This is a genomic window from Ruminococcus sp. RTP21198st1_G1_RTP21198_201120 (assembly GCF_040924265.1).
GTDB classification, from domain to species: Bacteria; Bacillota; Clostridia; order Oscillospirales; family Ruminococcaceae; genus Hominimerdicola; species Hominimerdicola aceti.
This window is the reverse complement of the sequence record NZ_JBCOMH010000004.1, coordinates 92708-105003: the sequence shown is the minus strand read 5'-3', so window position 1 is coordinate 105003 and position 12296 is coordinate 92708. Positions and strand designations below refer to the sequence as shown.

The 12296-nt window shown below is 56.7% G+C and carries 7 protein-coding genes and 1 pseudogene; all 8 read right to left on the bottom strand.

All coding sequences use genetic code 11. The annotated features are described in order from the left end of the window. Positions 1-5238 (bottom strand): annotated as a pseudogene (locus AB5627_RS03885) (YodL domain-containing protein); the annotation flags it as partial. Positions 5239-5477: 239 nt separating this feature from the next. Then, positions 5478-5846, bottom strand: a complete 369-nt coding sequence (locus AB5627_RS03880; RefSeq protein ID WP_265290394.1) for a cysteine-rich VLP domain-containing protein — start codon at positions 5844-5846, stop codon at positions 5478-5480. Beyond that, entirely contained in the window at positions 5843-7921 is a 2079-nt protein-coding gene (locus tag AB5627_RS03875; RefSeq protein WP_265290395.1) for a DNA topoisomerase 3, read from the bottom strand. Before AB5627_RS03875 ends, AB5627_RS03880 begins: the two co-directional genes overlap by 4 nt. Then, complete coding sequence (locus AB5627_RS03870; protein ID WP_265290396.1) at positions 7918-8691, bottom strand: DUF4366 domain-containing protein; 774 nt, start codon at positions 8689-8691, stop codon at positions 7918-7920. Before AB5627_RS03870 ends, AB5627_RS03875 begins: the two co-directional genes overlap by 4 nt. Further along, entirely contained in the window at positions 8678-8935 is a 258-nt protein-coding gene (locus AB5627_RS03865; protein ID WP_173849605.1) for a DUF4315 family protein, read from the bottom strand. Before AB5627_RS03865 ends, AB5627_RS03870 begins: the two co-directional genes overlap by 14 nt. A 6-nt stretch (positions 8936-8941) precedes the next feature. Further along, positions 8942-9661, bottom strand: a complete 720-nt coding sequence (locus tag AB5627_RS03860) for a phosphoadenosine phosphosulfate reductase family protein (protein ID WP_173849612.1) — start codon at positions 9659-9661, stop codon at positions 8942-8944. Between the two features lie 4 nt (positions 9662-9665). Further along, positions 9666-10115 carry an XF1762 family protein gene (locus tag AB5627_RS03855; RefSeq protein ID WP_265290397.1) on the bottom strand — a complete coding sequence of 150 codons (450 nt, stop codon included), beginning with the start codon at positions 10113-10115 and terminating at the stop codon, positions 9666-9668. Between the two features lie 11 nt (positions 10116-10126). Beyond that, positions 10127-12262, bottom strand: coding sequence for a CD1108 family mobile element protein (locus AB5627_RS03850; RefSeq protein ID WP_265290430.1), 2136 nt, complete (start codon positions 12260-12262; stop codon positions 10127-10129). Positions 12263-12296: the final 34 nt, after the last annotated feature.

Here is a 12296-nt window from a genome sequence, read left to right as displayed (position 1 = left end):
TCACTCCATTTCCAAAGCCTGCCGGATGCTCCGCTTGGCTTCCTGTTCCTTTTCCCGCTGCTGCGGCTTGCCGGACTGCACACGATCTGCTTTGAGCTGTGCGCGGATAGACGGCTTTTTGCCGTCCGGGTCGCGCTGCGGCGTTCTGCCGTCCTCAGCCTTGACCGCTGCGGCAAGTGCAGAGAGCGAAATCACCTCGCCGCGCTTTGCCTTTTCTTCCAGCTCGTCCACGGACGGGGTGTTGTTGATCTGCCCGTCAATCATATTGTAGTTCTGTTCGGTGGACAGCTCCGCCGTGCGCATATAGTTTTCCTGCTCCCGCTGCTCGGCGGCAATGGCAAAAGCATGTGTGCCGTTGCCCATGATAAGGTACTTACCGTCATCGGTGCTGTGGTGATACCCATAGCCTGCGGCTTCCATCTGCTCACGGGTCATATTGGCAACATGAAAGCTGCCGCGCGGTGTTGAAACGCGCTCCCCGGTCAGGTGGGCGTCGGGGGCAGCGGATTCCTGCTGCTGGGCGCTGCGCTGTACGTCAATGGGCTTTTCCCCGGAGATAGGCTGAATACAGGAAATGTACCCTGCGGCGTAGTATGCGTTTTTGTTAAGCTGGCGCTGCCATGCGCCGACGCTGGGTGCCCAGCGGAAGCCGTTTGCTTTCAGCTCGTCCCGTGCTGCTTCATCCGGCTTGCCGTCAAAGAACACTTGCAGACGGTTATCTGCTTTGTTCGCTTCCACGCGCCCGCCGTCAAATTCCCATCCGGCAAAATTGGTGTCCTCATGCTGCCGCACCTGTTCAATGCGCCCACGGATGCGGCGGATCTCAGCATTGTTGTTGGAGAGCATATAGGCGGGATACGGCCGGCTCTTATCCAGATGCCAGGACTGCGACATTTCCTGCTGCAATTTGGTGATTTGCTCCGGCGTCAGACTGGGGCAACCCTCCAAAGTCTTATTCTTACGGAAATAGGCGTTGACAGCTTTCATGGTTTCCTGCGCCGATTCCAGCTTGACGAGCTTGGCTTCCAGCTTTGCCGCCGCCTGCGGATCGTCCATGCTGATACCGCCCATGCCTGTGCTGCGGATCTTGTCCAAAATCCCCTGAACATCCTGCCATTCCTGCATATTGCGGTCACGGGCGGCGTTTTGCTTCTCTTTCTTGCGAACAGGGAAATTGCTGCCGCCTGCAACGAGGATAGAGGGAACGCGGGCTTCAATGGCATAGTGGTCGTTCAGGTTTTCCGCCAGCTTACGGGCGTAGGTGTCCAGCAGCGCGTCAATTTTCTCGTGGTACATGGGATCGACGCGCTCTTTCTGCCGCTGTGCAATCGCCGCTGCCTGATCTACCATCTGCCGATATTCGGCGGTGGCGCTGCCTGCGGCGTAGTCGCGGTAGCTGTTTGCATCGTTGGCACGGCGGGCAGCGCCCTCATTGATGGTATAATACCTGACGGAGGCTTGCTCCGGCGCGGTATCTGCGGGCGGCGCTTCCTCTGGCTGCTCCTGTACGTCGGCAGGCTGCTCCTGCTGCTCGTAGCCATTGGCGGCATATTCCTCCACGGTCATGCCTGCGGCTTCGGCTTCCTGTGCGATCTCACTTTCTACATGGGCTTTGTAGTCCTGAAGCTCTTTATCAAAATCGGAAAGCTGCGGTGGATCGGGCAAGTGATAATCGCCCGCGTTCAGCTTTTCCCGGCAAGCGTCCACATGGGCAAGAACCGCATGAAAATATGCTGTCTGCTCCGGCGTCAGGGCTTCTCCATTTTCCAGCATCTCCGCAGCGGTGCGCTCCTGCTCGGAGAGATTGCAATGCAGCCGCATATACGGTACAAACTCGGTGAGAAGCGTTTCACGCTCGGCCTTGTCCTTTTCCCACGCTTCCGTACCCTCGTTGTGCAGCACAAAGTTTTTCCAGCTTTCGTCCTTGGCGTAGTATTCGTGATAGGCTTGGATATGGTCGATCAGAGCGCCGTCCCCGTCGCCAAAGTCCTGCCGTCCCTCGTAGCTGTCGCGTTCCCCGTGGAATGTGCAGTCAATGCGGAATTTGGTTTTATCGTACCAGCCGCCTGTGTAACCGGGCTTCTCACGCTCGGAACGCTTTTCATCGTCCAGCGCCTTAAAGAGCGCGTCGGCACGGGCAAGCGGGAGCTGTTCACCCTCTTGCAGCTTATCGCTCTCGCTCCAAACAATCGTCACGACAGGCTGTACCGCAGGATCAAGGGAGGGTGCTTCCTTGCCGGACACTTCCTCTTGGGCATGGAACATGGCAAGCTGTTCGTCGCTGGCATAGGTCAGGTCGTCAAACTCCAAATCGTTCAGCTCGCCTTGGATCAGCGCAGCCAGCGATTCATACTGTCGGCTTTCAATCAGCACATCACCCAAATATTTTTCAATGCGGAAGTCCGTCAGGTTTGCGTATGCCTGAATGGGGATTTCATCATCCGTAACGGTTGTGTGTCCAATGCCGACGGCGGACAGGTCGCTGAAATCTGCGCCGGAATGAAATTCTTCGCGGCAGTAATCGTCAATCAGCTTTTTCGCAAGCTCCAATTCAGCACGTCCCCGTGCGGCGTCGCTGAGATGCAGGGAGTAAAGGTCGGAAGCAGAGGAAAAGCCGACGTTATTGAAAACATAGTCCACATCGCTTTCTTTCAGCGCCCCGGCCGCGTAGTAATTCTCCCGCGTCGGTGTCGGGCTTACGCTTCCGGATGCAATGTCGTGATTCAAGCCCGTTTCCAAATGCGTGCAGATTTTTCCGTCCACCGCCAGCGTCGCATAGTACCAGCCTATGTAACCGCTGCTTTGCTGATCTGCGCCGTCGTTGAACTCCACATTCAGCAGCGTGTAGGGCTTTAAGCCCTTTTCTGCGGCAATGGTATTGTCCTGAAGCTCACGTTCTTTGAGGGCGGTATAAGCAGTTTCCTTTGCAATTCGGATGATTTCAGGGTTATACCGTACCAACGCGCTATCGACAAGCTCCTGCTGTACCTTTTTTGTTCTGGCTTGCCGCGTTATATGGTTGCCCAAAAACAGAGAGCCGCCGTTATCAAAGCGAATGGAAATATCACTTGTGCCGCGCCATTTTCCCGTGCAGGGCGAGGTTTCAATCGTGCCGGACGTGCAGCCGAACGCCTGCGCAATTATGCCGATTTTTTCCTGCATGGAAAGCGTTTCATACCGCTTGGCAATTTCAACAGCCTGTTTCTGTAACTCTGTCAGCGGTCGTTCCGCTGGCGGGGTGTCAGCCTGTGCTTCCTGCTCTGCGGTCTGCTCCGGCTGTAAAAACTCCGGCACTTCGGTATAACCGCCGCGATCCAGATAGTGCGCCGTTTCCTGTTCTCCGCGATGCAGCACAATGACATCGGACATGGAAAGGCTATGCCCGGTAAAATCCGGAGGCCTGTCCATATTGAAGCGAACGAAAATGTCCTCCAGCGTGTCCGTGTCGGACAGCGGTGCGGTATAGACCAGCTCATAATTGTCACGGTCAACCCGCAGCCCGGCGGCCTTTACCTGTTCCAGCGGCTCAAATCGGAGATCCCGCGTTGCGTCGCCGTCTTTAAGCTGATAGATAGAAAAAGTGTTCTCCGGCACATCCTGCGCAGCAGTCTGTTCCTGCTCTGCGGTGTGCTGCGCCTGAAGCTCTGCAAAATGCCCCTCGATTTCAGAAATAAGCTCGCTGGCGGCGGTGCGAATGGTTTCAAGGGATGCTTTCAGCTCCTTAATATCGCGGCCGCTGCTCCACCCGGCGACGTAGCCAAAGGAGTAGTCCGACGTGTCCAGTCCGAAATGCTGGCACACCGTATAGGCGACGCTTTCCGCCTGCACCTCGCGGGTGCTGCGGTCAGGGCGCTCCGCCTGCTCCGGCGCGTTCAGGTCAATATCGTGCAGCTTGGCATGGGCAATCTCATGGATTGCCGTCTTGATGGTTTGCAGCTCGCTCATGCCGTCGTCAATGGCAATGCGCTTTTCTGCAAGGTCATAATAGCCGTGTGCGCTGCCGTCGATTTTTTCAAGCGTCACGGGAACGGGAGAGGTCAGCTTCAAGGCTCGCCAAAAATCCTCATACTGTTCCACATTGCCAGTGAGTGCGTCCACGGCAATGTCGGGAAGCTCCTTGCCCTCGGTCTGGCTCACATCAAATACCGACACCACCTTGAACGCCGGAATCGTCACCTCCTGCTGCTCCGTGACGGGCTTACCGTCTGCGCCGATCACGGGCTGCCCGGTGTCCGGGTCAGTTTTCGCCACGTCCTTTTTGATTTTATAGGGCGCGGGCGCAAGAATCTTGATGCCCTTTTCGCCGGATTTGACATGGCGTTCAAATTCGTCGCGCCACTTTCCATAGCCTGCAACAAGGGATGCGTCCGGCTTCTGCATGACGATCAGCAGCGTATTGTTCAGGCTGTAATTGTGGAAGCGGGACATGGCTTTCAGGTAATCCCGATACCGTTCACTTTCAAAAACCTCCTGTACGCCCTGTTCCAAATGCTCGGTGATCTCCTTGATTCTGCCCTGTGTGTCGGTGGCGTTCAGCACCAGCGGACGCACGGGGATTGGCTCGACAGGCAGCGCCGCGCCCTGCGGCAGCTCGTCCATATCCCGTTGGGGGCTGGGCTGCGCAGTCAGACGATATTCCTGCGGCACTTGGTTGGCTTTGTACCACTCCGCATAATCGTTGCCGTTATTGTAGACATAGCCATAATCGGTAAAAATGCCGCGATCCTCTTTGACCGCTTCGCGCCCATAGCTCTTGTAATCAAAGAACCTCTTGGCAGCGTCCGGCAATTCCAGCTCGTCCAGATCGTCAATGAGGTAATGCCCGTAATCGTCGGAATTGTGTACGGTTGGATAAAGCCAGTAGCAGTCCAGATTGTGCGTCAGGTTGATTAAGTCCGCCGCGCTTGCCGCATGGTCGCCGCACAGCACAGCAGCGGCAAACTTGTCGCGTTCCTCGTCGCTGCGCTGGGTGAGCAGCGCGGCAAGATAGTTCAAGTCGTCCAGACTTTCGCCGGGCTGCAAGGCTTCGCTCCACCCGTCCAAAGAGGATTGATAGGCAGATACCTGATACTGTTCCGTGTCGCTCCCGTCTACGCCCAGCCGTTCAAAAACAGCTTTCATCGTTTCGGCGTCGGTAGGCAGCGATACCCATTCCGCAACAGGCGTTTCCTCGGTGTGCCGTGCGGTGTTGATAAGATATACTTCCAAAAGGTGTTCGTCCACGTCTGCGCTCCTTTCTGACATAAGGGTTTGGGACTATCCCAACAAGCAATCGCCGCCCGGTCTGCACCGGACGGCGATTTTCGGGAGTTGTAGCCACACTCCCTATGCTTGCTGCGTTACTGAATCGTTCTTTTATCTCCTCAAAATGCGTTCGGTCACGCTTTCAAAGCCGTTTTTCGCAGTTTCCATAGGAATCCCCCGCATACTCCAAAAGCGCGTCTGGAAAACCGCTTGCCGCAAGGCTTTTGAAGCCCCTAAACCGTGACGCACCGCGCCTTTGCCCGCTGGCGGCGCTTGCGCTCGGCTGCATTGCGTCGGGCAGCATAGGGCGCACAGCGGTCACAGTATTTTGCACGGTTGCTGCGGGCGGGAAAAGGCTTGCCGCATAGCTCACATTTCTTGCGGGTGTCCGCCGTGGCTGCAAGATCCGCGCACAACTCCCGGTCTGCGGGCAGCACCGCTTCCCGGAAGTATCGGCAGAGCAGCGAATAGCTGATGGCCTGCACACAGACGCACGGCTCGCCGTCGTCCAACAGCAGACAGCATCCGCGCATATTGTTGGCGCAATGGCAGCGAATCAGCTTTTTCACTCTGCGATGCTGCGCGTCATTCAGCCGGATCATTTTCTCTGCTCGATACGGTAATTCACATACTTCTCTCCCGTATCACACAGCAGCACCGTCCCGTCATAGGTCTTGCCCGTGCGCTCAGAGTACAGCCCCTTGACTTTCGCCTTGCCGTCCTTTAGGAGTGCGGCGGCGATTTTCTTGGAAAAGACGGTTCTCCGGCTTTCAAAGAACTTGTCATTCTTCCACATGACAAAGCGGCAGGAGCGGTCAGAGCAGTAGAAATTCTTCTTGCCCTCATAGACAGGGCTTTTGCAGCGTGGGCAGATGCCGACTGCTTCCTTTTCCGGTGCGAACAGCTTTTTACCGTCCTCGGTGATGTGGGAATACTGCTTCACCAGCTCCCGCGTCATATCCTCGATTCCCTGCATGAAGCTCTGTGGGTCGTCGCTGCCCTTGGCGATCTCCGTCAGGCGGGTTTCCCATTCAGCGGTGAGCAGCGGCGATTTCAGCATATCCGGCAGGATGACAGCGAGATTGATGCCGTCCTTGGTCGGCACAAGACTTTTGCCCTTGCGCTCGACAAATCCGGCAGAGAGCAGCTTTTCAATCATCGCTGCCCGCGTTGCCGGAGTTCCCAGCCCTTGCCGCTCTGCATCCTCCGGCATATCCTCCTTGCCCGCGTTCTCCATTGCGGACAGAAGCGAATCCTCGGTGTAGGGCTTGGGCGGCGTGGTGTAATGCTCGGAGACAGAAGCCGTGACCGTTTCAAAAATCTGCCCCTCGGAAAGCTCCGGCAGCGCCGCATCCTCTGCGCCGTCCTCGTCCGGCTTTGCCTTGAGCGCGGCGCGGAAACGGGCGTCAATGTCTTTCCAGCCTGCCATCAGGATCGTTTTGCCCTTGGCGGTGAATTGCTTGCCGCCGCAATCAAAAACCGCCGTAACGGTTTCATACTCCTGCGGCGCGGCAACGGCACACAGCAGCTTGCAGCAGACAAGGGACATCAGCTTCTTTTCGCTCTCCGGCAGTCCGTTAAAGCCGTTGCCTGCAAAGGCCGCCGTGGGGATAATCGCGTGGTGGTCGGAAACCTTGGCGCTGTTGATGACGCGCCCGATCTCCGGCGTAAGCTCTGCGCCCTGCATAAAGGGAAGCACAGGCAGCAGCGCCGCAACAAGGTCAGTTGCCGTCTGCGCCATATCCTCGGTGAGATAATTGCTGTCGGTGCGGGGATAGGTCAGGAAGCGCTTTTCATACAGGCTTTGCGCGTAGTCAAGGGTCTGCTTGGCGGTAAAGCCATAAACGCGGTTGGCTTCCCGCTGCAACAAGGTAAGGTCAAAGAGCTTCGGCGGCAGCGCGGTTTTCTTCTCTTTTTTGAGAGAAACACAAACGGCCTGCGACGCTTCGCAAGCCGTTCTCAGCGTTTCCGCAGCGGCAGCGTCGGAAATGCGTTCACTTTCCGCGTCCACGCCGCAGTAGCCGATATGTACGATGTGGTATTTTTCCTTGTGGAACATCGTAATTTTTCCGTCGCGCTCCACCAGCAGATTCAGCGTAGGCGACAGCACCCGTCCCACATTCAGCGTCTTGTGATACAGTACGGAGAAAAGCCGCGTCGCATTGATGCCCACAAGCCAGTCTGCCCGCGCACGGCACAGCGCCGATTGATACAGCGCGTCGTATTCCGTTCCGGCTCGGCGCCCGGCAAAGCCCTCGCGGATGGCGCTGTCCTCCATAGAGGAAATCCAAAGGCGGGAAAATGGCTTCGTGCATCCGGCCTGTTCATAGACAAAGCGGAAAATCAGCTCACCCTCACGCCCGGCGTCGCAGCCGTTCACCACCTCGGAAACGTCGCTGCGGTGCAGCAGCTCTTTCAGAACGGCAAGCTGCTTTTCCTTGCCGGGAGTAGGGGCATATTTCCATGCCTGCGGCAGAATGGGAAGATCCTCATAGCGCCACTTTTTGTATCGCTCGTCATAGCTGCCCGCGTCTGCCATGCTGATAAGATGTCCGATGCACCATGACACCAGCAGCCCGTCGCCGGAAAGATACCCATCCTTTTGCTCCGCAGCGCCCAGCGCAAGGGCAACGGTCTTTGCCACGGAGGGCTTTTCACAAATAATCAAAACGCTCATTCTTCATTCTCCTGTTCATCGGGATCGCTGGCGCTGTCTGCGTCCTCATAATCCCCGTATTCTTCGGCTTCGTCATCCTCGTCAAAATCGAACTCGTCCAGCTCGTCGCCGCCCTTGACGCTGGATTTCGGCTTGCGCAGCTTGAAGTACCACAGCGCACCGCCGCCACCCGCAGCAAGGATCAGTACAAGGATCAGGATGCCACCCACATTGTTTTTCTTCTCCGGCGTCGGCTCGTCGGGCTGTTCTGTTTCATCCGGCGTCGCTTCCTTTCCGGCACAATTTGTCATATCCGTTTTGCAGAGGGCGCAGTTCGTATTGACCTTGCCAGCGGTGCATTTTTCGGTGCAGGAGCAGACAACGGGCGTATTCTGGCTGTCGTCCTCCAGCAGCGCCATCAGGTCGGCTTCGTCCACGGGATTTAAGAAATATGTCTGATAGCGTTCTTCTTCCTCGTCGAGCAGCTTGTCGTAGTCAATGACGATATACAGCGTATGCCCATTTCGGGTTTCCACGGTGATAAATTGCTTATTGGTGTGTTTATCGTAGAGAAGATCGCGGGTCGCGGCGATGCCGTCCTCGGTGAACGGAGTGCCGGGGACAATCGTGTTGTCCTCCGGCTGCGTTTCCTCCTGCCACGTTTCGGGCGGCAGCTCATCATCGTAGTAGTCACCGCCGTCCGCATACGCAACAGTGGCAAAGGCCGTCATGCACAGCACCGCACAGAGCAGCGCGGCAAATACAGAGCGAAAATGCTTATTCTTCGTCATCGGTCATGTCCTCCTGTTCGTGATAGGCGGTTTCCACGGGCGGCGCGTCGTTGCCGCCGCCGCGCAGGAAGTTCATCAGCTCGTCACGGCTCATGCACATAGAGCGGACAAGATTGACGATTTCAAAGTTCTCCTGCTCGGTGCGCTGGGCTTCCAGCTCTTTCAGCCTGTTTTGGTACTCGGTGATTTTGCCGCGGGTCTTTTCAATCTCACGGTCAATGCGGTCAATTTTGCTCATAGCCATAGGTGATTACTCCTTTCCGAATCGGTCTTTCCATGCGTAATTGCGCCCCAAACCTTTCACTTTTTCCAGCCGAGGACGGGCATTGTCCTCAATGGCAATCGCACGGGCATATAAATCAGGATGCTGTTCTTTCAGAAGCATAATTTCCTCTCGCTTCATGCTGGGGCAAAAAAAGCAGGAGGATTTTCCGGGCTGCGGCAAGTCTGCCGCTTCCAATACCCGGACACAATCCGTCCTGCTCCATCCCCATTCAATCAGAGGATAACGATTATGATACTTTTTGTCTTTCGCGTCGTATGTCTTGGAATGATTGTACCGTCTGATCTCGCCTGCATCGTAGCCGAGGAAGCGGGTCACGCGCTCGCCGGATGCCCACACCGCACGGCACGGAGGATAGTTATTGCAGAATTTTCCCTGCGGTGCGATCTTGTGCTTTTGTGAACATCTCTTATACCCGTAGGCAATCGAGGGCAGCGTTTGAGAGCGCAAGCACTCCGTTTCAAGGGACAGCCGATTTCCAAAGCGGTCTACATTCTCTACGGTGATGATAGAGGGCATATTGTGTGCTGCAAGCCATTCGTTCATCGTTTCAATGAAGCAATAGGTGTGCGGCTGCTCTGCGCCTGTATCGGCAAACAAAATCAAATCGACGGGGATGCCATGTTGATGCAGCCCGACCAGCATTGCCGCGCTGTTCGTACCGCCCCCAAAGGAAACAATATTGATAAGCTCAACCTCCATTCAGCCGCTTTTCATAGCGGTATTTCATTTGTGCCGGATAGAGCGGCTGGGTGGGACGGCGGCTGCCTGTCCACGCCTTGCCGCCCGCAAGTCCGGCGTTCGTCCAGCCTGCGGCGCGTAGGCTCGCGCCGTTTTCGGTGTCTAAGGTATAGGTGACAATTTTGTGGTAGCCCATCGCCCGCGCAGCCCGTGCCGCTGCCGCATAGAGGATGCTGCAAGCGTTCTTTGTGCCATCGCTGCACAAGCGGTTAACTTCCAACGTAAAGCCGTCGTCCAAATAGCGGCTCACAGGCCGTCCCACAATGGCAACGGCACAAAGCCGCCCATTTTCAGCACAGCCAATGGAAAACTTGTGTCCGGCAACGGGCTTGTGGTGGCGGTGATGCTGCCGCACAAACTCGTTCGCCTGCGCAAGAGAAACAGGGATCAGCGTCAGCATAGCCGCCCTCCTTAGTTGTACGGCGGTCTGGCATAGGCGTAGAAATGTGCCTGCCAATAGCTGCTGTTCAGGTTGGAATAGGAGATCGGATCTCCGCAATGGATCATCATGGAATTGCCGACGTAGATTCCCACATGGCTAACGCCCGGAGTATCGTATGTCCCGACGAAAAACACGAGGTCGCCCGGCTGCGGGTTGGAAACAGGGGTGGAAATGTTGTAAAGCCCCTGTGCGCCCAGCCTGCCCGTATTGCACACGCCGCTGTTTGTCAGCACCCAGCTCACAAAGCCGGAGCAGTCAAAGGAGGTGGACGGGCTGCTGCCGCCCCACACATAGGGGTACCCCAAATATTTTTCGGCTTCTGTGATAACGGCGGCAAAGGTTTCGTCCTCCATTGCAGAGGGCGGGATCTCATATCCCTCCGGGCGGTTTGTGATGTACTTCGGGATGTACTCGCTATCCCCGAACAGCTCCGGCTTGTTGCCCAGCACCGACATATACAGCGCATATTTGGACAGCGTTTCTTCGTCCATGATATAGACGGGGAGATGCGAGAGATCGAAGTTTTCCAGCTCGACGGTGCAGATGTAGTAGTTATACGGAACTTCTACCTCATACTCATTGCCCTCGCTGTCTGTTCGGGTAACGGTGCGGTAGCGCACCTCGGTCACGACGGTTTCCGTGAGAATATATTGCTTTTCAAAGAGCATTTGCAGCGTCCCGTGCACCTCGCTTGCCGTCCATGCGCCGTCATGCAGCGCGGAGAGGATCGATGCCAGAACATAGGGATCGTGCTTGATCTCGTCAAGGTCATAGTGGTATTCGTCGTAATCATGGGTGCGTTCATAGGTGTCGAGATATTCTTGCAGCTCGGCTTCCAGCGCACAGTAGGCGGCTTCGGCGGCGAGAATGTCCGCGTCCTCCGACTGATAGCTGGATGCAGCCACACCTCCGCCAGCCGCGCCCACCAGCGCAGAGCAGGATTGCAGCCCGCCGATCAGCATGACAATCAGCAGGAAACCAGCCAGAACGACCAGCACACCTTTCCAATGGCGGGCAACGAACTCCGCTGCTTCCTTTGCCTTTTCTGCCGCTTTTTTCGCTGCCGTCGCGGTGGCTTCTGCGGTTTTTTCGGCACCTTTGGCGGTTGCCTGCGCGGTGCTGCCCGCAGCCTTTGCCGTTCGCGCAGCCTTGGCATATTCACGCTTTAGACGCTGCTTCTGGAAAAAGCGGTTGAGCGGATTGCCGGAGAGCATTTCAGGGTTATCATGCAGCACCTTTTGATAGTGGTATTCTGCATTGGCATTTACCGCTTTGTGCTCGGCCTTTTCCGCAGCGCGGTAGGGTTTCAGCTTGCGGTGACGGCGCTCCCAGCGAATTGCACCGCCTGCGCCATGCTCGGCAAGTTCTTCGGCTTTATGCCCGCTTTCCACGCCGACGTTTTCATGCTCGACCTCATGGATTTTTCCGTGCGCCTGTACTGCGACCTCCCGCAGCGGACGACCTAACGGATTCGGTTTCAGCTTGGGCGGGGACTTATCCACGGTATCAAAGCGCAGCTTGGCCTTGGCTGTGCCGCTGGCTTCATCAAAGACACGCTCCTTGCGCAGCACCCGTTTCTTGGGGATCGCTGCCTGTGCCGCATCCAGCTTGTCGGCGGCCTTTTCCGCACGGTGGATATGCTTGTGCAGCTCCGGCGCAGCGCGTTCTTCCTCGGAAAATTGCAAACGGGATGCAGAATACCGCTGCTGCGCCGCATCGCGGGACATCCGCGCCGTCTGCCGTGCCTTGTGTGCGTCATGCTCTGCGGCCGCACGGTCAAAGAACTTTTCCGCTGTACCGCCCGGCGCAGCGGAAGTCGGAATGTCCTGCGGGATATTGGAAACGGGGCTGCCGCCCTGCGGCTGAAATGGCTCGGCGCTTGGCTGCTGCGGTTTGGGCTGCTCCTTTTCCGGCTCTTTTTGCTCCTGCGGGCGAAGCTGCCGCCCGTGCTTGGGGGCATCCTCTGCCGGATTCATAGGTGCGTCGCGTTTTCCCATCTGGACAGGCTGCCTATCCGGGGAAAGCTGCTTTTCCGCGTCGCGCTCGGAAATATGGATTTCTGCACCCGTGGTCTGATTGTCCAGCACCGCGCCATCGCGGGTCATACGCTGGGTGAGCTTATCGCGGGGCTTAAATTCT